The 26,580-nt window shown below is 42.4% G+C and carries 29 protein-coding genes and 1 riboswitch; of the genes, 1 reads left to right on the top strand and 28 read right to left on the bottom strand.

Annotated features, from left to right (window positions below; translation table 11 throughout):
* The first annotated feature begins 178 nt into the window (after positions 1-178).
* Complete coding sequence (locus NOM01_RS08820; RefSeq protein ID WP_255748107.1) at positions 179-1,036, top strand: alpha/beta fold hydrolase; 858 nt, start codon at positions 179-181, stop codon at positions 1,034-1,036.
* A gap of 173 nt (positions 1,037-1,209) precedes the next feature.
* Here NOM01_RS08820 and NOM01_RS08815 read toward each other — a convergent pair whose 3' ends face one another.
* The 28 genes from NOM01_RS08815 to ypeB form a co-directional block, all read right to left on the bottom strand.
* A complete protein-coding gene (locus tag NOM01_RS08815; RefSeq protein ID WP_255748194.1) occupies positions 1,210-1,683 on the bottom strand; it encodes a QueT transporter family protein in 474 nt (157 codons plus the stop codon).
* Positions 1,684-1,706: 23 nt separating this feature from the next.
* Positions 1,707-1,755: riboswitch (PreQ1 riboswitch) on the bottom strand.
* Between the two features lie 135 nt (positions 1,756-1,890).
* On the bottom strand, positions 1,891-2,571 hold the full coding sequence (locus NOM01_RS08810; RefSeq protein WP_255748106.1) for a zinc metallopeptidase: 681 nt from the start codon (positions 2,569-2,571) through the stop codon (positions 1,891-1,893).
* Positions 2,572-2,745: 174 nt separating this feature from the next.
* A complete protein-coding gene (locus NOM01_RS08805) occupies positions 2,746-3,534 on the bottom strand; it encodes a sporulation protein YpjB (RefSeq protein WP_255748104.1) in 789 nt (262 codons plus the stop codon).
* A 102-nt stretch (positions 3,535-3,636) separates the two neighbouring features.
* The gene (locus tag NOM01_RS08800) at positions 3,637-4,182 is read right to left on the bottom strand and encodes a YpiB family protein (protein ID WP_255748103.1); all 546 of its coding nucleotides are present in this window, start codon (positions 4,180-4,182) and stop codon (positions 3,637-3,639) included.
* Positions 4,183-4,245: 63 nt separating this feature from the next.
* Positions 4,246-5,502 carry a tetratricopeptide repeat protein gene (locus NOM01_RS08795; RefSeq protein WP_255748102.1) on the bottom strand — a complete coding sequence of 419 codons (1,257 nt, stop codon included), beginning with the start codon at positions 5,500-5,502 and terminating at the stop codon, positions 4,246-4,248.
* Between the two features lie 191 nt (positions 5,503-5,693).
* Positions 5,694-6,512 carry a tryptophan synthase subunit alpha gene (gene trpA / locus NOM01_RS08790; protein ID WP_255748100.1) on the bottom strand — a complete coding sequence of 273 codons (819 nt, stop codon included), beginning with the start codon at positions 6,510-6,512 and terminating at the stop codon, positions 5,694-5,696.
* The gene (gene trpB, locus NOM01_RS08785; RefSeq protein ID WP_255748192.1) at positions 6,509-7,678 is read right to left on the bottom strand and encodes a tryptophan synthase subunit beta; all 1,170 of its coding nucleotides are present in this window, start codon (positions 7,676-7,678) and stop codon (positions 6,509-6,511) included. The genes trpA and trpB overlap by 4 nt, the downstream gene beginning before the upstream one ends.
* Before the next feature lie 52 nt (positions 7,679-7,730).
* Positions 7,731-8,381, bottom strand: coding sequence for a phosphoribosylanthranilate isomerase (locus tag NOM01_RS08780; protein WP_255748098.1), 651 nt, complete (start codon positions 8,379-8,381; stop codon positions 7,731-7,733).
* Entirely contained in the window at positions 8,362-9,147 is a 786-nt protein-coding gene (gene trpC, locus NOM01_RS08775) for an indole-3-glycerol phosphate synthase TrpC (RefSeq protein ID WP_255748190.1), read from the bottom strand. Before trpC ends, NOM01_RS08780 begins: the two co-directional genes overlap by 20 nt.
* A gap of 4 nt (positions 9,148-9,151) precedes the next feature.
* The gene (gene trpD / locus NOM01_RS08770; protein ID WP_255748096.1) at positions 9,152-10,177 is read right to left on the bottom strand and encodes an anthranilate phosphoribosyltransferase; all 1,026 of its coding nucleotides are present in this window, start codon (positions 10,175-10,177) and stop codon (positions 9,152-9,154) included.
* Between the two features lie 301 nt (positions 10,178-10,478).
* On the bottom strand, positions 10,479-11,270 hold the full coding sequence (locus NOM01_RS08765; protein WP_255748094.1) for a CheR family methyltransferase: 792 nt from the start codon (positions 11,268-11,270) through the stop codon (positions 10,479-10,481).
* Between the two features lie 40 nt (positions 11,271-11,310).
* Positions 11,311-11,733: a nucleoside-diphosphate kinase gene (gene ndk / locus NOM01_RS08760; protein WP_255748092.1), complete on the bottom strand. Its 423-nt coding sequence runs from the start codon at positions 11,731-11,733 to the stop codon at positions 11,311-11,313.
* 98 nt (positions 11,734-11,831) lie between these two features.
* Positions 11,832-12,800, bottom strand: a complete 969-nt coding sequence (locus NOM01_RS08755) for a polyprenyl synthetase family protein (RefSeq protein WP_255748188.1) — start codon at positions 12,798-12,800, stop codon at positions 11,832-11,834.
* A gap of 57 nt (positions 12,801-12,857) precedes the next feature.
* Positions 12,858-13,577 (bottom strand): demethylmenaquinone methyltransferase, encoded by a 720-nt coding sequence (locus NOM01_RS08750; protein ID WP_255748186.1) that lies wholly within the window; start codon positions 13,575-13,577, stop codon positions 12,858-12,860.
* A 5-nt stretch (positions 13,578-13,582) separates the two neighbouring features.
* Positions 13,583-14,377, bottom strand: a complete 795-nt coding sequence (locus NOM01_RS08745) for a heptaprenyl diphosphate synthase component 1 (RefSeq protein WP_255748090.1) — start codon at positions 14,375-14,377, stop codon at positions 13,583-13,585.
* Between the two features lie 54 nt (positions 14,378-14,431).
* Complete coding sequence (mtrB, locus tag NOM01_RS08740) at positions 14,432-14,662, bottom strand: trp RNA-binding attenuation protein MtrB (protein WP_255748089.1); 231 nt, start codon at positions 14,660-14,662, stop codon at positions 14,432-14,434.
* A gap of 28 nt (positions 14,663-14,690) precedes the next feature.
* Complete coding sequence (gene folE, locus NOM01_RS08735) at positions 14,691-15,254, bottom strand: GTP cyclohydrolase I FolE (RefSeq protein WP_255748087.1); 564 nt, start codon at positions 15,252-15,254, stop codon at positions 14,691-14,693.
* 471 nt (positions 15,255-15,725) lie between these two features.
* Positions 15,726-15,998 (bottom strand): HU family DNA-binding protein, encoded by a 273-nt coding sequence (locus tag NOM01_RS08730; RefSeq protein WP_023510384.1) that lies wholly within the window; start codon positions 15,996-15,998, stop codon positions 15,726-15,728.
* A 290-nt stretch (positions 15,999-16,288) separates the two neighbouring features.
* The gene (gene spoIVA, locus NOM01_RS08725; RefSeq protein ID WP_255748086.1) at positions 16,289-17,776 is read right to left on the bottom strand and encodes a stage IV sporulation protein A; all 1,488 of its coding nucleotides are present in this window, start codon (positions 17,774-17,776) and stop codon (positions 16,289-16,291) included.
* A gap of 341 nt (positions 17,777-18,117) precedes the next feature.
* The gene (locus tag NOM01_RS08720; RefSeq protein WP_255748084.1) at positions 18,118-18,381 is read right to left on the bottom strand and encodes a stage VI sporulation protein F; all 264 of its coding nucleotides are present in this window, start codon (positions 18,379-18,381) and stop codon (positions 18,118-18,120) included.
* Between the two features lie 61 nt (positions 18,382-18,442).
* Positions 18,443-19,489, bottom strand: coding sequence for an NAD(P)H-dependent glycerol-3-phosphate dehydrogenase (locus NOM01_RS08715; protein WP_255748082.1), 1,047 nt, complete (start codon positions 19,487-19,489; stop codon positions 18,443-18,445).
* Between the two features lie 47 nt (positions 19,490-19,536).
* Complete coding sequence (gene plsY / locus NOM01_RS08710) at positions 19,537-20,139, bottom strand: glycerol-3-phosphate 1-O-acyltransferase PlsY (protein WP_255748080.1); 603 nt, start codon at positions 20,137-20,139, stop codon at positions 19,537-19,539.
* A gap of 17 nt (positions 20,140-20,156) precedes the next feature.
* Positions 20,157-21,473: a ribosome biogenesis GTPase Der gene (gene der, locus NOM01_RS08705; RefSeq protein ID WP_255748078.1), complete on the bottom strand. Its 1,317-nt coding sequence runs from the start codon at positions 21,471-21,473 to the stop codon at positions 20,157-20,159.
* 382 nt (positions 21,474-21,855) lie between these two features.
* Positions 21,856-23,010, bottom strand: a complete 1,155-nt coding sequence (gene rpsA, locus NOM01_RS08700) for a 30S ribosomal protein S1 (protein ID WP_255748076.1) — start codon at positions 23,008-23,010, stop codon at positions 21,856-21,858.
* Between the two features lie 73 nt (positions 23,011-23,083).
* Positions 23,084-23,680 (bottom strand): lysophospholipid acyltransferase family protein, encoded by a 597-nt coding sequence (locus NOM01_RS08695; protein WP_255748075.1) that lies wholly within the window; start codon positions 23,678-23,680, stop codon positions 23,084-23,086.
* Positions 23,677-24,354: a (d)CMP kinase gene (cmk, locus tag NOM01_RS08690; protein ID WP_255748073.1), complete on the bottom strand. Its 678-nt coding sequence runs from the start codon at positions 24,352-24,354 to the stop codon at positions 23,677-23,679. Before cmk ends, NOM01_RS08695 begins: the two co-directional genes overlap by 4 nt.
* Positions 24,355-24,419: 65 nt before the next feature.
* Entirely contained in the window at positions 24,420-25,106 is a 687-nt protein-coding gene (locus NOM01_RS08685; protein WP_255748072.1) for a flagellar brake protein, read from the bottom strand.
* A 144-nt stretch (positions 25,107-25,250) separates the two neighbouring features.
* Positions 25,251-26,579, bottom strand: coding sequence for a germination protein YpeB (gene ypeB / locus NOM01_RS08680; protein ID WP_255748071.1), 1,329 nt, complete (start codon positions 26,577-26,579; stop codon positions 25,251-25,253).
* Between the last annotated feature and the right edge of the window lies 1 nt (position 26,580).

Genomic DNA, 26,580 nt, shown 5'->3' with positions numbered 1-26,580 from the left:
TCAACAAGTAATAATTGCGGTTGATTTGCCAAAAAAAAGCCTCTCTTCATTTAAGCTTTCTTCATTATATCATGAACTTTATCTGAAACTGGAACAAAAAGACGGTTTTAAAAATCTGCCATTTGCGATAAGCTATAAAAAGCGATCCACAAACGGATCGATAATTGGAGTGTTTTTTATGAAAGTAAGTCATGTTATTTCCCTTTTCATCGCCGTTGCATTAATCTCAGTGAGCTTTTATTTCTTTTTCGGAAAAGCAGACATGAATCAATTGAAAATCGCTGATTCATCGGTAAAAACATCCGCAACTCAAACAAATAAACAGCAGATTCCTACCGTGTTCATTCACGGATGGAAAGGCTCGGAACGATCGTTTCGCACGATGTTTCAGCGTTTACAAACGAATTACGATGGACCGGAACGAGCAATTGTAATAACTGTCGAACCGAACGGTGTTATTAAATCAAGTGGAAAAATCACGAATCAAAAAATCCCTTTGATCCAAGTCATTTTTGCAAGCAATCACGAATCCATGGAACAGCAGGCTGACTGGCTGAAGAATGTCTTCTTAGTTTTGAAACGTGATTATGGACTTAAGCAAGTAAATGTCGTATCTCATTCAATGGGAGGAAAAGCTTTTACTTGTTATCTTGAACAGATAAAAGATCCTTCTGACTACCCCTCGATAAAGAAGTATGTAGCAATCGCTGCCCCGTTTGATTGGATTAATGGTCCACTGAATGACAAAGACTATACTCTTGAAGCACTTAAACGGGAAAGTTATTTATTTCAGCACCGCAGCCGCTTGCCGCAGAATCTGAATGTATTGGCGATCGCCGGAGAGATGCGAAATGCTGTGGAAGGTGATGGCGTTGTTTCATGTCAGAGCGCTTTTTTCGGTCAGTATTTTTTTAATCGGGCTCATTATCAAGAAAAAACAGTATATGGTCCGAATGCACAGCATAGTATGCTCCACGAAAATCCTCAGGTTGACCAATTGATTGCGAAATTTCTGTGGAGTATTCATCCGAAATAAGAAAAACAACTGTGGTCCGTCGTACTGGTGCGCGAACATCCCACGCTTTTCACTATTTAGGCTTGAAATGAACGGCTTTCTTCGCAAGAGCATTATGACAAGGATTATGTCGTTCGCCAATTACTTAGCAAAAAAACATCCGAGTGATTATCGGATGCTTTTTTTGTTTTTATTCAAATCAATTTTTCAAATGGAATACGGCGGCTGATCGCATACATAATCGGAGCACCAATTAACATTACGGCACACTCGCCAATTGCAACCGTAAGCCATGTCCATAGAAACGGCAAATGAAATACGATTGACAGTTCCCATGCAATAAGGCACATGGTTAGTGTAAACACACCCGTATTGACCAGCATTCGCGCCCAAATATTCTTTACAAATTTGGAAACGACAATTGTAATTAAAAGCGCTAAAATCGATTGTCCCGTGCCGAAGATCAAGTCGTATGGGAGCAGCGGAGAAAAAAATAAATTACCGATGAATACACCGCAAATAATTCCCCAAAAGTACTTCTTGTTAAACACGATGAAATGGTTCAGCATCTCAGCGATTCTGAATTGAACAGCAGAGAAACTGATCGGCTGCAGAAAAAAAGTAAGCACGATATACAACGCTGCTAAAATGGCATTAACTGCCAACATTCTAATTGTCTTCAAACAAAAACTCCTCCTTAGTTTTTTGATAAACGTGGGATGGTTTCGAACCACGTGAGCATACGCTCAAACTACTTTATTGTAATATAAAACAATCCTTTGTCAATTTTATTTTCTCGTACTTTAGAAAAACGCAAAAAAACCGCGGCCTCATTAAAGGCGGCGGCCAATCATTTATTCGTTTACTTAATGTATTTACTCTTCGCGATTAGACATTGTAATCATCAGAATGAAACGAATGAGTTCCATCAAAGATACCAGTGCCGCGGCGACATAAGTCATAGCCGCTGCTGAAAGAACTTTTTTCGCTTGTTTTTGTTCATCCTCTTGAACGATACCTAATGAAACAATCTGTTTCAAAGCCCGCCCGGATGCATCAAATTCAACCGGAAGCGTAACCAACTGGAAGAGAACTGCGGCAGCAAAGAATAGAACACCGATCGAAGCCAGCTGCATCATACCGAGGAATACGCCTGCCAAGATAAGAATATAGGACAAATTCGATCCTAAGTTGGCAACAGGAACAAGTGCACTGCGAACCCGCATAAATGTATAGTCCTTAGCATCTTGAATCGCGTGTCCCACTTCATGGGCGGCCACAGCCGTTCCGGCTATTGAAGCACCATGATAGATATCTGTTGATAAATTAACCGACTTGTCTCGCGGATCATAGTGATCCGTCAAGGAACCGGCAACCTCTCTTACTGTTACATCGTAAAGACCATTGGCATCTAAAATGCGTCTTGCCGTTTCAGCTCCGGTCATACCGGTTGAATTACCGACTTCAGAATAACGTGAGTACGTCGAACGGACACGCATCTGCGCCCAAATAGGGATCAGCATTAACACGCCTAAATAAATCAGGTATTGAATCATGCTCATTCCTCCAAAACTGATCATTTGAGAATGTTCAGAAACGAGACAACATACCAAAACATGCGCAATCAACCTTTCAACGCATTCATTAAGCCGTTGTCGATTTCGATGAACAAACTTCTTTATAGTCAATTTTAGTCAAACTTTGATTGTTTGTCAAAAAATTAAACCTTATTACCTCACATGTTCCCGGCGCAAATGTTCTCCCATATAACGGCGCCATGACGCATAGGCAAGCACACAAACAATAATCCCGCCAATAATTGTGGCTAATCCCACCATACTTTCCTCGTGATTCTGCGAAGATTGATCAAATACATTATTCAATTCGCGATCAATCCCATTCAATTGTCGAATTCTAGTGCTCGTTTTTAAGCTTTTCTCCCGTTGATCACTGAATGAATTGATTTGCTTATTGACTAGATTTACCACATCTGTTTGGCCGTTGATAACCATCGCCGGATAAACAACCGCATATTTATCTAGAAATTCGTTAAGATAATATTGAAAACGTTCATTATCCTTATTATTAAGTGCGGATTTCATTTTAGACACCGGTGCAGTAACTGCATAATGCAAATTTTTCCATAGAGGTTTTCCATCCGGCGCAAGAGCATCAAAACCCAGTCGAAGTGAGACTGCAGCATCGGTAATTTCACGTTGATTTTCACCTGAATTGGCCATCAGAACCTTTAATTTGGCAATAGCTGTGTTTATAACTCGCTGATCTTTTTCTGAATAGTTCTGCGGTGAACGATTCCATTCCTTACTTAACTCATTGAGCAAACTGTACGCTGCAGTATCTTGATTTGCATCTGTATACTGAAATACGCGATCAGATAAATTGATTAAGTCCTCTGTATGATTTTTAGCAGCTTTTGTGTCATTTTCTGCTCGTCCTTGTACAGGAAAACCGATAAAAAGAATGAAGGAAATAAATATGGCAACCAGCTTCGCATTCATTGCTTGTCCTCCTTTTAACTCCTAGTAATGACTATATGAGTCATGGGACAAGAGTAGACCGCTAAAGCTGCTTGCCAACAAATTTTTCATTTGACAATTTGCTTACCTTTGATATTTTTGCAATTGGTTTAATTGTTTGGACAACAGATAAAATTGATCTTGGTTCCCCTGATCAAGCGCCTCATTAATTGCCTTATTCAACCGATCGGCAATAAAATTTCGTTCCGCTTCAACAGCCGCGCAATTTGCCATTTCCCCATATTTTTCATGTACATCTACAGGGTTATTCGGGTTTTCTTCCAAAACGGAAAAATAGATTGGAGAGCGGCGTACCGTTTCAATGTCCAGCTCCATGTAAATATCTTCTTCTTGGTTCATACGCAAATCATGAAACGCTTTCTCAGGATCATTGGTTTCAACAGTTGTTTTTACATAACGAAATATAGGGCGTCCATTATCAGGACATCCAATCGTGATCGAGCGGCTGACACGCGCCACTTCATCAACAATATGGATCAAACCAAGCAATTTATCGTTGCTCATCAGATAATGAAGCAGCCAAATAATTTCTCGGTTAGTTAGCAAATGACGATCTAAAATCCAACGAAGAAACGTTTTCTTCTGTCCATTTGATACCGTCTGTTCCATTTTGCCGTACCCTCCTGTCCCGCTTTCGCATTCATCAGTCTTTATAATGGATATATTCGCTGTTTAACCTAATTCATCCTGCTTAATTCGCTCAACAAATGAAGCGAGATCTTGGTTTTCCGGACTTAACTGTGACGCCTTTTCTAACAAAGCCAAACCCTCCCGCTGCTTACCTGTCTCTCTTAAGAATTCGCCGTACTCCTGCAGAAACTCGGGATTGTTCGAAAAAGCTGTTTGACACCTTTTGTATAGATCAGCCGCTTTTTTTATGTCATCGGTTTGATTATATGCTGTGGCAAGGAACCAGATGAGTGTTGGATCATCACTTTCAACAGATGAAAGCAAATCGATAACCGCATCATAATCCTCTGCCTGCACATTTAATTCTGCCAGATGCGTTAATGCGTCCATATTTTCCGGATTCTGCTCCAGACACTTTCTGAAGTATTCCGCCGCTTTTTCTTTTTCATGCATTTTAGCTGCTAATATTCCTGCGGATTCATACAATCTTTCATTATATTCATCCTGTTCAATGCCCGCCTCAATAGACTCCATTGCCTTATCCAGCTGTCCCTCATGCTCATAGGCCTCTGCCAGCACCGTATAAAGTGTACTGTAACCCGGATCCATTGTCTTTAAAGTCTCCAGTGCTTTGATGGCCTTACGATGCTTGTGAATCTGCATTGCTGTAATGGCCAGCCCAAATAAACCATCGAGTGTTTTCTCCTTCTTTAACCCAAGCTCGTACTCCCGTATGGACGATTCAAAATTGCCGCTCAAACTCAGTGCTTCCGAAAGTTTCAAATGAACATTCTGATCCGAAAGCTCCTTATTATCCTTTACCTCGATGAAGCAATCCACTGCCTTGCTTGCCTCGCCAATCGATAAATAAAGTTCACCAAGAGCGAGAATCAGAATCGGCTGATGCGGTGAAAATTTTAGCGCACCGAGAAGCTTGTGTTCTGCAACCTCATCAAGACCTTCAAGTTGATAAAGGTCGGCAAGCATCACCTGCGCACTCAAAAAATTTTCATCTAATGGATGAATTCGCTGCAAATATTGAATGGCCGTCGATTCGTCATTTTTATCAATCAAGAGTTCGGAAAGCTGCAAAATAAGTTCGCTATCATTCGGATAGCGCTTAAGCAGTCCCTCATACGTTTTCTGAGCATCATCCAAAAATCCGTATTGCTGAAAAACTGACGCTGCACCAAATTGTGTTCGATCGTCTCCATTTAAAACAAGATCATGAAGCAGCTTAATTCCTTCTTCAGTTTGTCCACTATCTAATAATGCGGTCGCTGTTTCTAAAGTACGCATGCTTTAATTCCTCCCCAAAAAAACCGAACAATAACCTACTTTAGCCATCATAATCAACTTTCATGCCGACTTCAAGAAGGACTAACTGTGATTGCACATTTTCATATATATAAGGGCAGAGGAAGAAAGGATAATTAGAGTAAAAAAACCTTGACAGCTTCATGCAGTCAAGGCTTGAATTCTTCCTCAAATCATTTATTTACAGGCACAAACAGTTTCTCACAAAGCAGCCTGCGTATTTGATCAACAGCACTGGAACGAGTACCTGAGTCGGCTAATTCTATCGTATAACGCCCAATTAACGTTACAATTGCGCTTCCTACGATAAAACCATCGGCATGATTTTTGAGTTCTTCTACCTGCTCAGAAGATGAAATACCAAAACCAACAGCAATGGGCAGCTCGCTTACCTTTTTCACACGTTTGAGAAATGGAAACACATCCGGATGAAAGCTTTTTCTCATCCCGGTAACGCCGAGTGATGACACGCAGTAAATAAAGCCTTGCGCCTCATTACAAATCATGCTCAGCCTGCGATCAGATGTTGTTGGTGCGACAAGCGAGATCAGGCTCATATCTTGCTTGCGGCATGTATCCGCAAGCAGCCGGCTCTCCTCATAAGGGAGATCAGGAACAAGCAGCCCGTCAACTCCAATAGTTTTTGCCTGTTGAAAAAAGACATCAACCCCGAATTGCAGGAGTACATTGGCATAGGTGAAAATGATAACCGGAATTTTTAGTCCTTGTCGGCGCATCATTTTAACGAGTGCCATTGCATCAAACAGTGTTTCGCCGTGGCTGAGTGCGCGTTTTGAGGCTTCCTGAATTACAGGCCCATCCGCCAAGGGATCTGAGTAAGGAATACCAAGCTCAAGTGCGTTCGCTCCGATTGATTGAAGCATGAGCGCAATCTGAACGGTTGATTCATTATCAGGATCTCCGGCGGTGATAAATGGAATGAACAGCATGCCTTTATCTTTTTTTATATACTCACGCATCCTGGCTGTCATTGGTGGTCACCACCGTTTTCTTCATCCATCACATGCAGTATTGTCTGCACATCCTTATCTCCGCGTCCGGAAAGACAGACAAGTACATTTTGATCGTGTTTCATTGCTTTTGCTCGTTTCATTGCCAAAGCGAGCCCATGTGCACTTTCTAGTGCGGGCAGAATGCCTTCGAATTTAGATAATTTAATGAGTGCGTCAACCGCTTCGTCATCTGTGATCGCCTCATAGGTCACACGTCCTGATTGATATAGATAGGCGTGTTCAGGACCAATACCCGGGTAGTCCAATCCAGCTGAAATAGAATAGGGCTCGGTAATCTGCCCATTTTGATCCTGAAGAAGATATGTTTTCATGCCATGAACAATACCGATGCTTCCCTTAGTCAGTGTAGCCGCATGGGCATCGGTATTAATCCCCTTGCCTCCTGCCTCTGCACCAAATAATTGAACAGAATCTTTGAGAAAAGCGGTGAATAATCCCATAGCATTGCTTCCTCCGCCGACACAGGCAAAAGCGGCGTCAGGCAGTTTGCCAATTTTATCGATCATCTGGGACCTTGCTTCATCGCCGATTATTCTCTGAAAATCGCGGACAATCATCGGATAAGGATGGGGTCCCACAACCGAACCGTCAATGTAAGCTGTGTCCTCAACGTTTGCTGCCCAATAACGAAGCACTTCATTGACCGCATCCTTCAACGTTCCATTTCCCGAATGAACGGGAACAACTTCTGCACCCAGCAGTTTCATCCGGAATACATTAAGCGCCTGACGCTCCACATCGACAGCACCCATAAAAACCTTGCAGGGCATTCCGAAATACGCGGCAACCGTAGCAGAGGCTACTCCATGCTGACCGGCACCGGTCTCTGCGATTATCTTCTTTTTCCCCATTCTGCGCGCGAGTAATGCCTGCCCAACAGCATTATTGATTTTATGAGCCCCGGTGTGATTCAAATCCTCCCGTTTCAAAAAAATACGAGCTCCACCGATTAGATTGCTCAATCGTTCACAATAGGTCACGGGTGTCGGTCTGCCGGAATACTCATGGAGAATTCGATGGTAATCGTTTAAAAATGAGGGGTCATCAATTGCTTCTTTAAAGCCTTGTTCAAGTTCCAAAACTGCGTGCATCAATGTCTCTGGGACATATCGTCCGCCAAACATTCCATAGCGCCCATTTTCATCAGTTCTGTATTTTTCCTCCAACTGCGGCTGCCTAATCACCGTAACACACCTTCTCTTCAATTTTTCGTATTAATGCTCTGTCTTTACGATGTTCTCTTTCAATACCTGATGCGATATCAATCCCAATTGGATGATAGGTCAACAGTTCAGAAATATTTTCTGAGGTAACTCCCCCAGCGACAAAGCATGGGACATGCTGATGATCTGCTTCACGCATATATTCCGGTATGCTCGCCCAATCAAACGATAAACCGGTGCCGCCAAGCTGCCCCTTTACTTTCGTATCAATAACAAATCCATCCACAATATTCTGGTAGCATCGCATCATGTAACCTGTCATTTTATCGTGATGAAGGGCCTTCCATATCGGCAGCTTTATTACACTTTTAATCGAAGCGACTTGTTCAGGCGATTCCTGCCCGTGAAGCTGGATAAGATCTAGTGGAACTTCCTGCAGGACCAAATTCATCTTTTCAAGTGAATCATCAGCAAAAACGCCGACTAATTTCTTGCCGATCGTAGGTCCAAACCGTTTAATCCAATGCGCAACCGATTTTGGACTTACTGTTCTGTTACTCCTGTCCGTAAAAATAAATCCAATAAAATCTGCTTGGCTTTCAACAGCTGCCTGCATATCTTCGAAAGATTGATTTCCGCAGAATTTAAGTAAGGGACGCGTCATGCGAAACACCTTCACCAAATAGTTCCCGGATCTTCTCTTCCGGCGAATCAGAACAGATTAGTGCCTCACCGACTAGTGCGGCATGTGCACCTTGCCTTAGAAGATAACAAATATCCTGTGCCTTGCGGACTCCGGATTCGCTGATCATGACCGCTCCCTTTGGAACAGCAGCAGCTACCTCTTTTGTTACAGACAACCTAGTCTCAAATGTCCTTAAATTACGATTATTAATACCGATGATCTCCGGAGTAAATACTTTGAGAAGAGGATCTAATTCACTCACACTGTGCACCTCCACCAATGATTCCATGCCGTGTTCTTTTGCTGCCAAATAAAACTCATGGAGTTTCATTGGATCAAGAGCTGCAGCAATCAAAAGAATGGCGTCTGCACCGCAGCGAGCGGATTCCTCAATCTGCCTTTCGTCAATGATAAAATCTTTACGCAGGACCGGCAGTTGAACCTTCGCCTTTACAGCTTTTAAGTTCTCAATTGATCCATGAAAATAGGTATGGTCAGTGAGTACACTGATCGCGTCAGCACCTGCGTGAGCATAGACTTCGGCAACATCTTCTGCCACAATACGGCGCGCAAAAACACCTTTCGATGGTGATGCCTGCTTCACTTCAGCAATTAACCCCAATTTGTGATTTGGATGCGTCAGAGCTGTTTTCAGAGAATAATGAATGGCTGAATTTGTATTTTTTTCCGGCATCGAAAAAACGGCGAGTTCTTCCGTCTTTGTCTTCACTATTTTATCGAGAATAGATTCAGGCATGAGCTGCCTCCGTCGTTTGCTGACGCATCAGATTCAGCTGATCGAGCGCTGCACCAGAATTAATCGCTTCCTGAGCTTCATGAACACCTTCGGCAATTGAACGTGTTTTGCCTGAGACATAAAGTCCTGCGCCGGCATTTAGCAAGACAGCATCAGCTGCCGTTTGATTTTTCCTGCTGCCTGCAAATATCGTTTCAATTAATTCCGCACTTTCTTTCGGATTTTTGACTCGGATATCCGCAACACTTCCGGCAGAGAGACCAACATCTTCCGGCGTCAAAGAAAAGGTTCGAATCGTTCCGTTTTCAATAAGAAACGCATTCGTACGTCCGGCAATGGTCAGTTCATCCATCCCATCTTCGCCGGTTACTACCAGCGTCCGCTGTGTTCCTAGCTTCACTATAGTCTGGGCATAGCGTTCGGCAAGGTCTCCGCTATATACCCCGAGAAGCTGACATTCAGCGCCAGCCGGATTCGTCAATGGTCCGAGTTGATTAAAAATGGTTCGGAAACCAAGTGCCTTGCGAGGTTCAATGGCATATTTCATTGATGCATGATAGAGCGGTGCAAATAAAAAGCACATATGTGTTTGATCAAGCAGTTCAGACGCGTATTCTGGCGTTGATCGGATATCAATCCCCAACGCTTCCAATGCATCGGCAGCTCCGCTGGTCGAGGAAACAGATCGGTTACCATGTTTGGCAACATAGATACCAAGAGAAGAAAGCACGAGTGCAGCCGCTGTTGAAATATTAAAGGTTGCGGAACCGTCTCCCCCTGTTCCAACGATGTCAATGAGCGGTTGCTTATAGTGAAGCGGTTTGGCATGGGCACGCATGCTGCGCACTGAACCCGCCAATTCATCAACGGTCTCTCCTCTCATACTGAGAAGGGATAAATAAGCGGCTATTTGGCTTGAAGAAGCCTTTCCTTCCATGATTTCATCCATCATTTCTGCGGCTTCCTGTTCTGAAAGCTGCTTTCCTGTTACTAAATCCTTCAATGTTTCTTTGAACATGGGCTCCACTCCTCTTTTTGAGGAATGAGCGGGTGTGAGTTGCTTAGAGGGGAATGGATATAAAAAAATCCAAGGAAAAACAATAAACCCCACAGGAAGCCCTGTAGGGTGTGGCAGCAATAGTTATAAACCCTCAGCTCTTCTCAACTGTGCTCATTCTCTTTTCTCATCTCAAAAACCTTGGCCGATCGCGCCCTCCGGCTCAATCCGACCTTTACAAATTAATAACTTCATAACGTAAATTCATCATAGTCAACTTGTTTGTAACTGTCAACTGTAAATAAATAATAAATTTGAATAATCAACGTTCATTTGCTGTTTTTTGATAAAAAAAGGTTTCTGTCGAACGCAAATGATATGCAGCGGGGCTGAATATTTGTTCTGTACTTCCAACAAACAGAGTACCATCTGGCTTTAAGGAGTTGCTCAACTTTTGATAGATCGTCTTTTTACCTTCTTCAGTGAAATAAATGAGCACATTTCGACAAACAATGATATCAAATTGACCAGGGCTCGGGTCTAAGAGCAGGTCGTGCTTCATAAAGGACACCGTCTGTTTCAGATCGTCCTCCACTTCAAAGAGCAGACCTTTTTTTGAAAAATGCCGTCGTTCATCATCAGTTAAGGCCTCAATTGCCTGCTCCAAATATGTGCCTTGACTCGCCGTGTTTAAAACTTTCTGATCTATATCCGTGGCAATAATTGAAAATGTATTCTTAGACATATATTTGCTGCAAAGAATCGCCAATGAATATGGCTCTTCTCCTGTCGAACATGCAGCACTCCAAACACTCAGTTGTTTCTTTTCAGATGCTAGATTGCGAATTTTATTTTCGAGAATGTCCCATCTAGAACGGTTTCTGAAAAATTCGGTCACATTGATCGTCATCCGGCTCAGTATCTCGTCAAGCAGTTGCTTATTCTCCCTCAATTGATGTGCATAGGCCACAAAGGAAGGAATCTCTCTTCTTAATCGAAGCGAATTCAGACGGCGTTTCATTTGTTCTTCTTTATATAGAGACAAATTGATACCTGTGAGCTGAAAAAACAAGCTTTTAAACTGCTCGTAATCTTGCTCTACTACCTCGCTCATTGTTTAATCTCCTCAATCAAACCCTGATTCATTTTTCCACTTATTCATGACTTACAAATTCATCCGCTTGAAAAAAGAGATTAATTTCTCGATCTGCATTTTCAGGTGAATCTGATCCATGAATAACATTTCGATTCATACGTGTGGCATAATCTCCACGAATTGTTCCTGGTGCTGCCTTTTCAGGATCAGTGGAACCCATCATGAATCGCGAGAGCTTAATAATGTCCTCACCTTGCCAAACCATAGCAAACACCGGACCGGAAGTCATAAATGTCGTCAGGTCTGTGTAATACGGCCTTCCTTCATGTTCATAATAATGCTTCTTGACCAATTCGTCGGATATAACCATGAGTTTGCCGGCAATCATTTTAAAGCCTTTTGCCTCAAACCGTGCAATAATATTTCCAATCAATCCTCTTCTAACAGCATCTGGTTTAATCATTAAAAATGTGCGTTCCATTATCATCAGGCTCCCTAAACTTAGAATTAGCATCGCAATCGCATGAACCGTTGTGCATCAAAATGTTACAAATGCAGACTCACTTGCAGCTTATTTGATTAATAGTTTCTTGTCCCAATATAATCCGCTATTTCTTTTAATGAGTGAGTCACACGCAATTGCGGCAACTGTTCCAAGATTGCTCTTGCTTTGCTTAAATAAGCATCACTCAAATGCTCCGAATCTTGTATCGCTCCGCAATTGCGAATGGAATATATGACTGAATCCCATTCTGACTGCTCCGGATTTTCTCTCTCCAGAACATGCAAAATAGCGTCTCGCATTCCATATTTATGCAACGCAAAGAATGTAGGCAATGTGATATTCCCGTTCCGCAAATCACCGCCCGCCGGTTTTCCCAATTGTTTCTCAGTCCCAACGATATCAAGAATATCATCAGTCATTTGGTAGCTCATTCCTAAATAATAGCCAAAATAGTAGAGGCTTAATCCTACCTTCGAAGAGCATCCCGAAGCTAGGGCTCCTAACTGGCAGCTGAGCGCCATCAGCAAAGCAGTTTTTCTTTTGATTCTTCTGAGATAAATGCGCAAATTTTGTTTCCAGTTATACAATTCTTTAATTTGATCGATTTCACCAAGGCTTAAATCACGAATGACTCGCGATATACTCAAATGAATTTCATGATTATCAAAATCAGAAATTAATTCAATCGCTTTAGCAAAAATAAAATCTCCGGTAAACATCGCCACTCGATTATCCCATTGTGCTTTAACCGTTGGTTTTCCGCGTCGAAGATCCGAATCATCAACGACATCATCATGAACGAGAGAAGCCATATGAATCAATTCAAGCATGACAGCCGAGTTCATCACTTCTTCACGTGAAGGATCGCCGTATTGCGCGCAGAGCAGTGTCAGTAACGGGCGAATACGCTTCCCCCCTGCTCTGAGCAAGTCAAGTGAAGCTTCGTTCAGAATGGGATGAGGTGCCATAAGCACCGATTCCAATCGACCTTCAATCTGTTTTAAGTTACTTTTCTGTTCCTTGTAAATTCGGGTCAGGGTCATCTCTTTCACCTTTCGTTACCGCTCATTATGCAAACAAATTATTGCTAAAAAAAGCAATTACTCGTGATCCAGTGGTTTGGTTCCCTTATGGATTGCAGCAATGCCACCCATTAATGAGCATACCGATATATTTTCAAAACCGGCTTTTCGGAAGAGTTCAGTTAATGTTTTCTGATCAGGGAATTTTGATGCAGACTCATTTAGCCACGCATATTCTTTATAGCTACCGGCAAATATTTTTCCAAGAAGCGGCATAATAAATCGAAAATAAAAAAAGTACAGCTGCCTGTATATCGGTATTTTAGTTTGTGATGTTTCGAGGCAGACAAGACTGCCGCCAGGACGCAAAACACGATTGATCTCCTTTAACACAGTCAAATAATCGGGAACATTTCTGAGACCGAATCCGATCGTTGCTCGATCAAATGATGCATTTTCATAAGGGATAGCCATCGCATCGCCATTTACAAGTTTGACGTTCTCAAGTTGACTTGATTCTTTTTTATGCTCGGCAATTTGCAACATATTATCGCTGAAATCAAGACCGACAACGCTTCCTTGAGATCCCACTATCTTTGCCATTGAGATCGCCCAGTCGCCGGTCCCACAACAAACATCAATAACTCGATCTCCTTCATTTGCTGCGACAATCCGATCCGCTTTTTGCCGCCACACCTTATGACGATTAAAACTAATTAATGAATTCATCGCGTCATAGTTCTTATAGATCTTTTGAAAGACACGGTGAACCTTCTCATGTTTCTCTTCCTGCTCCATCATCATTAATAAGTCCCTTCTCCAACACCTTCAGCCATTCGGCTGAGTTGATCGCGCAAATAATCAATGATCTGCATCAGCCATTCTGAATGATTTTCCTGCCTGTCCAGAGCATGAATCAAATGTGCCGCTTTATTCTTAATTTCTTGATCAAGCTTGACGGTCAGTGTCTCGACACTGCCTAGAACGGCTTGCGAAAAATAGCTGGTTCGTTCGCAATTCCCATGCGCTTTTCTTTCAATGACAAGCCTTTTTATTAAAAAAAAGGCATTTAAGTAAGGAATAATAGGCGCTTGACCGAGTTGGCGGGCAATCTTCTCTACAAGAGCGCTCTCAATTTTCATCACAGCTTCCAATGTTTCAGACCAATTCAGACGTGTTTTTGAATAAAAAAACGCACATTTATGTATATTGAACGTTTGGATCGCCTGCGCCACCCATTTGACAACCTCCATATTCGATTGGCGCGCAAGTGAATAATAATATAGTGCACTGTAAAAATCTCCGGATAGTACAGTCAGTTGTCTCTTCTTTGTTGCTTTTATGTCAGAACATTTTTCAATCGTCATCGTCTCATGGGTGTTCAAGCCAATTTCCGCTACCATAACGCTCTTAGCATGGGCACCGGCGTTCAGCGTTGATTCTTGTTGGCGAAACAACAAATAATAAATCATGAGTTTATCCCGATCAATTATCGGTTCCGGTAAAATTGTTTTTACGTAATCATGATTTAATTCGTTTCGAAGTTGATGATAGATTAGGTCTAGCTCCTCATTTAGCGACAATTCAGTACCCCCCATGCAAATAATCACCACAAGATTTGTCCTCACTCCAAATGGTGATGACCTTGTTGATCATTCCGATGTGATTGTGCCGTGCTTTGTTTGTATGGTTGCTTTACCGTGTACTTTAATTGCCGAAGTGTGCTCTGTAAATTGTGCGATCATTACTTCACCTTTGTCGAGCTTTTCCGTATGAAAAAACCGTGTTTCCGCACCGCGAGTCAGCCCAATGACATTGACACCGTCTGCTTCTGCTTTAATAACAAAATAATCGCCCAATACTTCTTCATTCCTTAGTTCCATGATCCATTCCTCACTTTTTCATTTGGAATTAATGGTTAATTAATGACATCGCTTCTGCTCGAGCGGTTGAATCCTTTTGGAAAACGCCGCGCACAGCCGAAGTAATCGTTCGTGCCCCAGGCTTTTTTACTCCCCGCATCGTCATGCACATATGTTCCGCTTCAATGACAACAATAACGCCATAAGGACGAAGCGTTTCCACGATACTGTTTGCTACTTCTGTTGTCAGCCTCTCTTGAAGCTGTGGGCGTTTCGCAACTGCTTCAACTGCTCTGGCAAGCTTGCTCAGCCCGGTCACTCGTCCGCCTCTTGGTATGTATCCCACATGAGCCTTACCGAAAAAAGGAACCAAATGATGCTCGCACATTGAATAGAAGGGAATATCCTTCACTAAAACGAGTTCTTCATGAGCTTCATCAAATGTTTTCGATAAGTATTCTTTCGGATCCTGCTGCAATCCTTGAAAAATTTCTTCGTACATGCGCGCCACTCGTTGAGGCGTCTCAATAAGACCGCTCCGATCCGGATTCTCGCCAATTGCTTCAAGAATCATTCGCACAGCCTTCTCTATTTTTTCATGATCCACGTTCACTGAAATTTGCCTCCCAATCTATCCTGCCCGTCGCACCTAATCATAAACTAAACGCCTCTTGATGCTTTCACCATAGAATCATAAAGCCGTTTTGTATTAGTAAAGTTTACAAAAAAAGAAACAGTGGAGACACAGCATAATCAACTTCAACATTCCTGTAGTGTATCCGCTTCTGCCTTTGTTCATGTTCGCCTGTGTCAGAATTCCTAAGTAAACATAAATCACTTGTCCTAGTAAAAAATTTTAGCATAGGCAAACATAAAAATAAAGGAAAGTCGTCCTTACTTGATCTTATTTATTCTCATTTAACCGTGAATGTTTTATGCGGCTCCATTCATTTTTTATCCCTTTCAACACGAAGAGGTCCTGTTAACTTCTGCAGAATCATGTAAAGTTAGCATCTTGTGTAGCAAAAAGAGCCATCCAAAACGGATGGCTCTTTCGTACTTACGTCCTATGTATCGTCTCAGATCATTGGACGGCTTCTTTCAATGCTTTACCAGGCTTAAATGCTGGAACTTTGCTTGCACTGATTTCGATCTCTTCGCCCGTTTGAGGATTGCGGCCTTTGCGAGCAGAACGTTCGCGAACCTCAAAGTTGCCAAATCCGATTAATTGAACCTTGCTTCCACTTTTCAAAGCATCGGCAATCGTTGACAGGACAGAATCAACCGCTTTTGTAGCATCTTTTTTGGATAATTCAGCAGATTCTGCAACCGCAGTAATCAATTCAGTCTTATTCAACACTTTCACCTCCTTAAAAAGGAATAACTCCTTTTTGCGCTGGATGAAACATCAACAACGCTTATAATATACGATGTGATGGAAGAATTCAACAGCTTTTATAAAAATATTGCCATATTCACGCGTTTTTAACCGTTTCTTGAAGAAAAAAGAGCATTTTTGCTTCTTATTCGCTTATTGAAAATAAAATCCGTCAAAAGTCAATAGATTCGCGCCTTCCAGCCCGTAAATAAACAAAAAGAAAAAGACCCCATTTGGGATCTAGAATTTCACTCATTTCGGAAAGGATCTCACAAAATGATGGCGATTAAGCCCCCGGATCCTTCGTTAATGATGCGTTCCAACGTTTCTTTTAATTTGTATCGAGCATTCTCAGGCATCAATGCCAGCTTCGCTGAGATGCCTTCACGGACGATGGAATTCAATGAGCGGCCGAAAATATCGGAATTCCAAATCGAGAGCGGATCATCCTCAAAATCTTGCATGAGATAGCGTACCAATTCTTCACTCTGTTTTTCAGTACCAATAATCGGCGCAAATTCAGACTCTACATCGACTTTGATCATATGAATTGAAGGCGCAACCGCCTTGAGCCGAACTCCAAAACGTGATCCCTGTTTAATAATCTCAGGCTCATCAAGACTCATATCGCTGATTGATGGTGCCGCAATACCGTAACCGGTCTGTTTCACCATCTTCAACGCATCGGCTACTTGATCATACTCTCGTTTTGCATGGGCAAAATCCTGCATCAGTTGAAGCAAGTGATCTTTCCCACGAATTTCGACGCCAACGACCTCTTTCAGCACCTGATCATAGAGATTATCCGGAGCAAACAAATCAATCTCGGCGGTTCCTTTCCCCATTTCAATCCCTGATAGCTGAGCGTTCTCAATGAAATCATATTGTCCGAAAGTTCCAACGACACGATCAACGTCGCGCAAACGCTTAATATCTTTAACGGTTTCTTTAACCGCGTCCTCATAGCTCTTGCGCAGCCAGTGTTCATCATTCAGAACCATAACCCAGCTCGGCAGATTTACGTTGACTTCCAGAACTGGAAATTCAAACAATGCTTCGCGCAAAATGTTATTGATATCGTGTTCCGTCATGTTCTCAACACTTTGAGCAAGCACGGGGATATCATACTTCTCCGAAAGTTCCTTGCGCAATGCTTCTGTCTCCGGATGATAAGGGTGCGTTGAGTTGACGATGAGAATAAATGGTTTACCCACTTCTTTCAATTCATCAACAATACGTTCCTCAGATTCAACATAATCCTCACGTCCGATTTCACCGATTGAACCGTCAGTTGTAACGACAACGCCCAAAGTAGAATGTTCCTGAATGACTTTGCGCGTCCCAATTTCTGCCGCCTCTTGAAATGGAATCGGTTCATCATACCATGGTGTGTGTACCATGCGTGGGCCGTTTTCATCTTCGAACCCCTTTGCTCCTTTAACCGCGTAGCCAACGCAGTCAACCACACGAATGTTGACGTCAAGTCCGTCTTCCACACTCACTTTAACTGCATGATTAGGAATAAATTTGGGCTCGGTCGTCATGATTTGCTTTCCTGCGGCACTTTGAGGCAATTCATCTTTTGCACGAACGCGATCTGCCTCATCCTCAATATTCGGCAAAACAACGAGCTCCATAAATTTCTTAATAAATGTAGATTTTCCTGTTCGGACGGCTCCGACAACACCTAAATAAATGTCTCCCCCGGTACGTTCAGCAATGTCTTTGAAAATGTCTACTCGTTCAAGTTTTTCCAAAGTTGGCACCCTCCCGCTCCTCCTTCTGCAATAAACTACCTCGGTGATCGTTCTAAACATATGACTTTGTCCATTGATTATGCCAATAAAAATTTGATCTTCCGAAGCGATCTGTTGAAAAATGGGCCGGCAGCGCAAGTGTTTCGGCTGCCTATCTATACTAAACTATTGTCCAATAATTTTTTTATGCCATTTATGGATAAAAAAATGGAGAGAAAACGTTGCCGTTTTCTCTCCACATGACTAATTCCTTCCACGCCCTTTGCGCTCTTGCAGAATGATTGACGCACCTATACATTATGCTATTCCTACTTCGTTTGCCGCTGGCGACGGCCCAATACTTATCGTTTTGGGCCGAAAATTTTTGACAGCGATGTAAGATTGCTCGGCATATTACCCGAAGTAATGGCTTTCACAATAGCCTCTTCCTTTTCCTTTGAAACGGGTACGCCTGCTGTACTCCCAATGCGAGCAATGAGTTCTCTGACGACCTTAGGATCGCTGAAATTAGCGTTTGAAACTGAGTTGGCTATCTCCAGGATATCCTCTTTCTTCACGTTCGTCTTCTTTTCAATGTTATCAAAAAAAGGATTATTAGAATCCAATGAACGTCCTCCTTTACCCTGCATTCTTTACATAGTATGCAAGGAGGGAGTAACGTGCCACCTATTGTTCCCGTGCTATTTTTTCAGCCAGGCTTTGAGAAAGCGGCTCAATTTCATCCTTCTTATCACGATTCATCAATTCGTCAACCGCTTCTTTTGGATGCTTATCTTCAAATAATACCTGATAGATTGCAGTCGTGATCGGCATTTCTATGTTCATCTTTTTAGCTAAGGCATAAGCAGCTTCTGCTGTCCGGACACCCTCTACAACCATCCCCATCTGTTGTAATACAGTATCAAGCTTCTCACCTTTACCAAGCAAATTTCCTGCTCGCCAGTTTCTGCTGTGCACACTCGTACAGGTAACGATTAAATCACCCATGCCGGTCAGCCCTATAAATGTCAATGGATGTGCACCCATTTTCGTCCCAAGTCGGGATATCTCCGCGAGCCCACGAGTAATCAACGCAGCCTTTGCGTTATCTCCGTAACCGAGTCCGTCAAGCAAGCCTGCACCAAGTGCAATAATGTTTTTTAATGCACCGCCTATTTCTACGCCTACTGTATCTTCATTGGTATACACACGAAAATAATGATTAAAAAAGAGATCCTGTGCTTCTTGAGCAGCATTAATATTAGACGATGCAACGGCAACCGTTGTAGGATGTCTCAAGGCAACCTCTTCAGCATGGCTGGGTCCTGAAAGAACCACAACTGCTGTTCGAAGCGATGCAGGGATCTCTTCCTCAATAACCTCAGACATCCGTTTAAACGATCCCGGTTCAATACCTTTCACACCATGAACGAACAAGATTGGCTGTTCGATAATGGTACGAATCTGCTTCAATACATCACGCATTGCCTTTGCTGGAACAACAAGAAGCACAGCGGATGCATGACTAAGAGCCTCACTCAAACTATTTGTACCGCTAATTAGATCAGATAGCACAACCCCTGGCAGATACTTTTGATTTGTATGCTCGTGCAGAATTTCGTTTGCCTGCTCTTTTCTGTGGCTCCAAAGCGAAACTGTGAAACCATTATCCGCGAGTACCATCGAAAGCGCAGTACCCCAGCTTCCAGCTCCCAAAACTGCTATTTTCTTCATTGCTCTGCCTCCTCGATTCAAAGTTTACAGCGAACAACAGAAAATTCTTAAGCCTGAGCTTTCTTGTGGCCGAGTTTATTTTCCTTACCTTGAATTAACCGAACGATGTTCGCCCGATGCTGATAAAAGGCCAGGACCGTAATTAAAAAGGCCACAACTAAGACGCCTGCGGAATAGCCATGAATGATCCATCCCAATATTGGCGTAAACAAAAGGAAAAACAAAGATCCTAGCGAAACAAAACGTGTGACTGCGATAATCAAGATGGTAATGACACCTGCAATTAACGCAAAAAGCGGCATAATCATAAAAAAGACGCCAATAGTTGTTGCAACGCCCTTGCCGCCTTTAAAACCGTAATAAATAGGGAAATCATGTCCGATTATTGCCGCTAAACCGGACAGTGCCACCGCCCAGTCGGGTAAGCCAAGTAAATTGGCCATCAAAATGCAAACAACCCCTTTTAGAACGTCCAAAATCAATACCCCAACGGCAGGTCCTGTTCCCAGCACACGCATCGTATTTGTTGCGCCTGCGTTGCCGCTGCCTGTTTGGCGGATGTCAATCTTTTTAATCTTCTTTGTAATTAAGTAGCTGAAGCTGATTGATCCGATAAGATAAGAAATAATTATAGAAAACGCGATCAGCATGATTCAAACCTCTCCTCTTACTTCTCATTCTTTTTTCTTGATAATATTTTTATCGGTGTACCAATGAATCCAAAAGTCTCACGAAGCCTGTTTTCAATATGGCGCACATAAGAAAAATGCAGAAGCTCCGGATCATTGACAAACAATACGAATACTGGCGGACGAACGGCTACTTGAGTACCATAATAAATTTTCAATCGCTTACCTTTATCTGACGGTGGCGGCGTCATAGCTACCGTATCCATAATACAATCATTCAACAAACTTGTCTGCACACGCAGGCTATGGTTTTCAGCTACCTGCTCAATAACCGGCAGAATTTGATCAACACGGCTTCCGGTTAACGCAGATAGGAAAACGATCGGTGCATAGTCAATAAATTGAAACTGTTCACGAATTTTCTTCTTGAACTTGTCCATGGTCTTCCCGTCTTTTTCAACAGCATCCCATTTATTAACTACAATAACAATCGCTCGTCCTGCATCGTGCGCGTAACCGGCAATTTTTTTGTCCTGTTCGATTATTCCTTCTTCTCCGTTTATCAAAACCAAAACCACATCGGACTCTTCAATGGAACGCTGCGCTCGAAGCACGCTGTATTTTTCCGTCTTTTCATAGACACGTCCCCGGCGGCGGATACCTGCTGTATCGACAATAACAAAATTTTGACCGTTGCGTGTAAATGGAGAGTCGATCGCATCACGTGTCGTTCCCGCAATATCACTAACAATCACACGTTCCTTGCCGAGTATTGTGTTGACGAGAGACGACTTGCCCACATTAGGACGGCCGATCAAAGCAAAGCGAATAGCGCCGTCCTCTTCCGGGTTAGGCTCAGATTTCGGAAATTTATCAATCACTGCATCGAGCAAATCGCCTATGCCTTGTCCATGTGCGCATGAAATCGCATAAGGATCCCCAAGTCCTACAGAGTAGAACTCGTACATCAATTCTTTTTGCTTAAAATTATCTAACTTATTTACACCAAGAACAACAGGCTTCTTGGATCTTCTTAATAATTGGGCAACTGCTTCGTCGGCATCCGTTAATCCTGTTCGTCCATCGACCAGAAACAAGATCACATCAGATTCATCAACGGCAATTTCAGCTTGGGCGCGCATTTGCGCGAGCAGCGGCTCATCGCCAAGATCAATACCACCGGTGTCGATGACATGGAATTCATTGGTCAGCCAAGATCCGTTTCCATACAGCCTGTCTCTTGTAACGCCCGGTTTATCCTCAACAATGGCCATGCGGCCACCGACAATACGGTTGAACAGGGTAGATTTTCCGACATTAGGACGGCCGACTATAGCAATCGTAGGTTTAGACATAATGTTCCTCCTTCAAAAACTGATCATGATCGAGGTTTACTTAGGGGCAAATTTCCCCCTGGTTCCTCTGTTCTATCATCATCAATTTGTTACTCATCATAATGATTTCGTATCAGTGATGATCTAGCAAGGGTTCTTCATCTTTCACTAATCACTTCATCAAATATTAATGAACAAAGCTAATCATAAAAGAAACCTTTCCTTTAACAGGAGAGGTCCAAAAATTAAACGTTCTCGAATTGTATATCTCATTTATTGCCCATGCAGCAATAACCTATGCAAATCAGTATTAAGATTCCATCACAGCCTTGAAAAAGCGGAAAAAGCAGGGAGCAGGTAAGCTTCCAAACATTTTCCGCCTCTTTCATGTTCACGCATTAAATTATTTATATTTTTTTAACTGATCGCCAATCATGTCACCAAGGGAAAAACCTGTTGTTGCTTCTTCAATCTCAGGTGTTTCAGCAGGCTGTTCTGCATGATTTTCTGCTTTTGGTTCTTCAAGTGCTTTGATGCTCAACGATACACGTTGTTCATCAAAATTCACATCCAGAACTTTCACCTTGATTTGCTGGTTCTCTGAAAGCACTTCTTCAGGAGTTCCAATATGATCATGTGAAATTTCGGAGATATGAACTAAGCCTTCAACACCTGGGAGCAATTCAACAAATGCACCGAATGGAACTAGTCTTTTCACTGTTCCTTCAAGAACATCACCGGCATTGATCTTCGATTTTGCCGTTTCCCAAGGTCCAGGCTGAGTTGCTTTAATTGACAGTGAGATCCGTTCATTAGCAGGATCTACCGATAAAACTTTGACCTTGACTTTATCCCCTTCGGAGACGACTTCTGAAGGAGTTTCCACATGATAATGAGCAAGTTGAGAAATGTGAACAAGTCCATCAACTCCGCCAATATCTACAAATGCGCCGAAATCAGTCAGCCGTTGAACAGTCCCTTCAAGGACGGAACCTTCTTTAATCCCTTGAAGCGTCTCAATTTTTTTCTGATCCGCTTCTTCGTCCAAAACTGCACGATGGGAAAGGATAACTTTCCTCTTTTCACGATCTAATTCGACGATTTTAACATCAAGTGGTTTGCCTTTATAGTCACTGAAATCTTCAACAAAATGACGTTCAACAAGAGAAGCTGGAATAAACCCGCGAACACCTAAGTCAACAACCAAACCGCCTTTAACAACATCAGCAATTTCAACGGAAAATGTAGTTTTTTCGTTGAATTTAGCCTCGAGATCACCCCATGCTCTGTCTGCGTCAACTTCACGTTTCGACAGGACGAGTTCATCATCTTCCAGCTTTGTTACCTTTACACTGATCTCGTCACCTTCATGAAGCATATCCGAGACTTTTTCAACGTGAAGGCTTGAAAGCTCGCTGATTGGCAGAATGCCGTCCACTTTATATCCAACATCAACTAACGCATGTTTTTCTTCAACTTTTGTTACTTTTCCATTAACTACATCGCCTACACCAATCGCATCAAAAGATGCCATTTCATGATTTACTTCTTCAACCATTCTCCGGGACCTCCTTTAATTAACCAACCGAGAAAATATCCTACTCATAACTTCTTACAAATAGACGCTTTTGTCAAGCAGTTGGCTCTGTGTATTCATCAAGCAATGCCTGAATATGTTTCATGATGATTGCGCTTGCCTCTGAAGATTTCATCTTTAATTCTTTCATTTCTTTCGTGTTAATCGGTTTGCCAAAAATGATTTTCATCTTGCTTCTGAATTTATAGTTGCCAATTATTGCACAAGGAACGACAACCGCATCCGTCTGCAGTGCAAAGAATCCTGCTCCTGAAAGGCCTTTCTTCAATGGCGTATGTTCCAGATTCCTGTGTCCTTCAGGAAAAATAAGCAATGCATGTCCTTCTCGGATAAGCTTCACTGCTACTCTGAGTGCGCCACGATCTCCGGTGCCGCGCTTTATTGGAAAAGCATTTAAGTGGCTGAGCAGCCGACCAAAGCCCGGGATATTGAAGAGCTCAGATTTAGCAACAAAACTTAATGGTCTCGCAAGACTGATACCGATCATCGGTGGATCAAAATTAGAAAGGTGGTTGCTGCAGATCAGTGTACCGCCCTGCTCAGGAACGTTTTCCCGCCCTATAACCTGGATTCTAAAAGTTAGTTTATAAAACACTTTAACTAATGTTTTTCCAAAAGAATAGAGATTCAAGATGGCTGTTTCTCCTTTACAAAATGCAGAATTTTCTCAACCACTTCCTCAATGCTAAGCGAAGTGGTGTCAAGTGCCACTGCATCTGCTGCTTTAACAAGTGGGGAAACATCTCTTTCCATATCCTTTTTGTCTCTGAGTGCAATGGATTCCTTCAGTGTTTCCATGGACGGATGTCTGCCTTTTTGCAGTTCTTCCCGATATCTGCGAACTGCTCGTTCTTCAACTGAAGCAATTAAAAATATTTTAACCTGCGCATTCGGAAGAACATGTGTTCCAATATCTCGTCCGTCCATGACAACACTGCACGATTGTGCTAATTTGCGCTGACGGTCCACCATCTCAGCTCGCACAGCCTCGTAAGAAGAAACCAGTGAGACATGTTCGGAGACCTCAGGATAGCGAATAAGGTCAGTCACATCGTCTCCGTCCACGTACACCTTCTGTCCCCTGACACCTTGTACCAGTTTAATTTCTGTTGAATCCAACAATTCTTTCAACGCTTGCCCATTATTTAAATTGACTTTCTCTTTAAGTGCTTTATACGTGAGCGATCGATACATCGCTCCTGTATCAATATAAACAAACCCCAATGTTTTTGCAGCAATTTTGGCAACTGTACTTTTTCCTGCAGCTGCCGGTCCGTCAATTGCTACTTGAAATAAATTCTCCATAATACCTGCTTACTCCCATCTGTCTTGACTGATTGTTTGACTATTTAAAAACATTTTGCTGTCTATCAGCCTTTATGTCTGCGCGATTCCATTTCGAGCAGTTTTTTCCTTGCTTCCAGCTGCTTTTCAAAGCAAAAGCGTATAATCGGCTGGCGTTCTCTCTCTGACTGCAACAAAAATTTAATGGTCGCCCTTTTCCCATTTGTGTGTTTATCAGTAAAAATTCTAATGACTCTCGATTGCACCTTGATATATTGATCAGCACCTGAAGTCATTGGAAGAACAATCCAGGATACAATCGAATCTTCTTCTTCAATTGGAAAATCATCGGGCAAGTTGATTAATGATCCACCGCCGCCAATATCACTGGTCATCGTTGTAAATGGGCGAAATGCCCCCTCACTTGAATGGATCGCAATATCCAAGTTCGCTTCCACACGGACATAGTTTCGACGCTGAATCTCTTCCATGCTGTCCTCACCGTCAAAACTCATGAGCATCAAAGGAACCTGACCAGAAATTCGTTGAATAAACGTTGTCGGAAAACGAAAGACTTGACTGTCATTAATATATATAGCCGTAAATACAGTTCCATTCAGAAGCACTGGTGTTTTTCCTGTTTTTTCTTCAATCGGATAATCAATCAGCAATGCATTGTCTTTAACTTCGGCAAGCTTGCATCGATAGCGCACACTTTGTGCATGATTGTTCATTTGTTCTAAGACCAGTGTTCCGCCAACCTTCAGTTTCATGATCGTCTCCTCCGCATTTTCAATCAACCATGAATTCATCTTTTGCCAAATTACTCCAAAAGTCTTGCACCTTGTGTTCATTATACAGTAGAATCCTCGGTTCAGCCAAGCCCCTTGGAAACAGATCTAACCAGCATCCATCTGCTATTCCTTCAAAAGTTCTATTTTTTCCTGATCTCCATTCTCAGCATTCAGCATGACACGATAGGTATCATTTGCTCGCGTCGCAAAAAATTCATAGCAAAGCACATTTTTCAACATCGCGTTCTGAAAAACAGCGAGATCCGATTCCTGTACCTTTAGATTGGGATTCAGTTGTTTCCGAGCTTCACTCTCTGAGAGTTTAGGCTGAAGCGGAACATCGTCATACTTATTAAATAAATAGTCTGTTTGATCAAATGCAAGTATTTCACCATTATCAAGCGCAACTTTTATTCTCATCGATGCGGGATAGACACGAACACCGTTTTTCTGAAGCACATAAGTTAGTACGGCAACATGATTATATTTGTTACGTTTTGTTAAAATCATATCCTTTACTTGACGCTGTTTCAGAAAAGTTTCTGACCTTTTTGAGGCATCATATAGATTTATGGTCTCTTTTTCAACCGGACGTTCAAAAAGAAACCAAGCAATATGGCCACCTTTTTTTGTTACCGATGCGTTCAACGATCTTCCTTTATCCTTCATAGCAATTTCGTAGGCAGGAACATTTGACCCTTTGCCAGTCTGAGTAACTTTGCGTGTTTGTGCGTGCGGTTTATTGACCCACTTCTTTAAATTATCAACCGCTTGACTGCTTTTTATCTGTGCTCCTTTCATCGGATTAATCTTCTTTTTTTCAAGAACAACATTACGCGGGTTTTCAGGGCTGAAGCTTTGCGTATAATCGGTCGCTTGCCCGTCCACCCGCTTCATTCCATCAATGACTTGATTATCCTGATTTTGTTTTTTACTTTTAAGAGCTTGTTCAACATCCATCCAACGCAGGTGCTGCGACATTACCTTCGATTGAACATCTCTTAATTCGTCTCGTATTGTCATGGATTCTGTATAAAGTTTTGCAAGATTTTTGGATTCTTTATTACTTAATGGGCGATCATTAATCGTTTTAACACCCGTATTATAGGTGAATTCACCGACATGCGCGAGAAATTCATTGGTTCTGTTGAACGGCAAAAAGGTAAGCGGAAGTTCATTGGCTGCCGCATGAGCAAGTGCACTTAATCGCCAAGTTTCCACGAGTTGCGGACGCATTGATTCTCGTGACTGCATGGCAAGCGCCGTCCCAAGAGATTCTTCTAAAGAATCAACATAATAAGTCAGTTCATGAAAAGCTTGCTGGTAGTGATTTTCCGCGTTTATCATCACTGTCTTCTTCATTTGGTGCTCCTGATAGCCCCAAACGCCAAGACCGATCAGCAGAGCGACCGCGATGACAGACAAACCGGCAATCCAATAACGGCGTTTCATA

The organism is Sporolactobacillus sp. STSJ-5 (assembly GCF_024385605.1).
Lineage (GTDB): Bacteria > Bacillota > Bacilli > Bacillales > Sporolactobacillaceae > Sporolactobacillus.
The sequence above is the reverse complement of the archived record's forward strand: the minus strand, read 5'-3'. Positions and strand labels throughout refer to the sequence as shown.

Bases quoted from the DNA above. Each gene is read 5' to 3' on its own strand.
- trpA (WP_255748100.1), bottom strand. From the start codon at position 6,512: ATGACAGCCAGGATGCGTGAGTATATAAAAAAAGATAAAGGCATGCTG.
- ypeB (WP_255748071.1), bottom strand. From the start codon at position 26,579: ATGAAACGCCGTTATTGGATTGCCGGTTTGTCTGTCATCGCGGTCGCT.
- NOM01_RS08755 (WP_255748188.1), bottom strand. From the start codon at position 12,800: ATGACCCTGACCCGAATTTACAAGGAACAGAAAAGTAACTTAAAACAG.
- NOM01_RS08815 (WP_255748194.1), bottom strand. From the start codon at position 1,683: ATGTTGGCAGTTAATGCCATTTTAGCAGCGTTGTATATCGTGCTTACT.
- trpB (WP_255748192.1), bottom strand. From the start codon at position 7,678: ATGTTTGGCGGACGATATGTCCCAGAGACATTGATGCACGCAGTTTTG.
- NOM01_RS08800 (WP_255748103.1), bottom strand. From the start codon at position 4,182: ATGGAACAGACGGTATCAAATGGACAGAAGAAAACGTTTCTTCGTTGG.
- NOM01_RS08810 (WP_255748106.1), bottom strand. From the start codon at position 2,571: ATGATTCAATACCTGATTTATTTAGGCGTGTTAATGCTGATCCCTATT.
- cmk (WP_255748073.1), bottom strand. From the start codon at position 24,354: ATGGAGAATTTATTTCAAGTAGCAATTGACGGACCGGCAGCTGCAGGA.
- NOM01_RS08780 (WP_255748098.1), bottom strand. From the start codon at position 8,381: ATGACGCGTCCCTTACTTAAATTCTGCGGAAATCAATCTTTCGAAGAT.
- NOM01_RS08715 (WP_255748082.1), bottom strand. From the start codon at position 19,489: ATGAAGAAAATAGCAGTTTTGGGAGCTGGAAGCTGGGGTACTGCGCTT.
- trpD (WP_255748096.1), bottom strand. From the start codon at position 10,177: ATGTTCAAAGAAACATTGAAGGATTTAGTAACAGGAAAGCAGCTTTCA.
- NOM01_RS08820 (WP_255748107.1), top strand. From the start codon at position 179: ATGAAAGTAAGTCATGTTATTTCCCTTTTCATCGCCGTTGCATTAATC.
- ndk (WP_255748092.1), bottom strand. From the start codon at position 11,733: ATGGAACGCACATTTTTAATGATTAAACCAGATGCTGTTAGAAGAGGA.
- plsY (WP_255748080.1), bottom strand. From the start codon at position 20,139: ATGCTGATCGCGTTTTCTATAATTATTTCTTATCTTATCGGATCAATC.
- NOM01_RS08685 (WP_255748072.1), bottom strand. From the start codon at position 25,106: ATGAAACTGAAGGTTGGCGGAACACTGGTCTTAGAACAAATGAACAAT.
- NOM01_RS08750 (WP_255748186.1), bottom strand. From the start codon at position 13,577: ATGGAGCAGGAAGAGAAACATGAGAAGGTTCACCGTGTCTTTCAAAAG.
- NOM01_RS08805 (WP_255748104.1), bottom strand. From the start codon at position 3,534: ATGAATGCGAAGCTGGTTGCCATATTTATTTCCTTCATTCTTTTTATC.
- NOM01_RS08745 (WP_255748090.1), bottom strand. From the start codon at position 14,377: ATGGGGGGTACTGAATTGTCGCTAAATGAGGAGCTAGACCTAATCTAT.
- rpsA (WP_255748076.1), bottom strand. From the start codon at position 23,010: ATGGTTGAAGAAGTAAATCATGAAATGGCATCTTTTGATGCGATTGGT.
- NOM01_RS08765 (WP_255748094.1), bottom strand. From the start codon at position 11,270: ATGAGCGAGGTAGTAGAGCAAGATTACGAGCAGTTTAAAAGCTTGTTT.
- mtrB (WP_255748089.1), bottom strand. From the start codon at position 14,662: ATGGAACTAAGGAATGAAGAAGTATTGGGCGATTATTTTGTTATTAAA.
- der (WP_255748078.1), bottom strand. From the start codon at position 21,473: ATGTCTAAACCTACGATTGCTATAGTCGGCCGTCCTAATGTCGGAAAA.
- NOM01_RS08795 (WP_255748102.1), bottom strand. From the start codon at position 5,502: ATGCGTACTTTAGAAACAGCGACCGCATTATTAGATAGTGGACAAACT.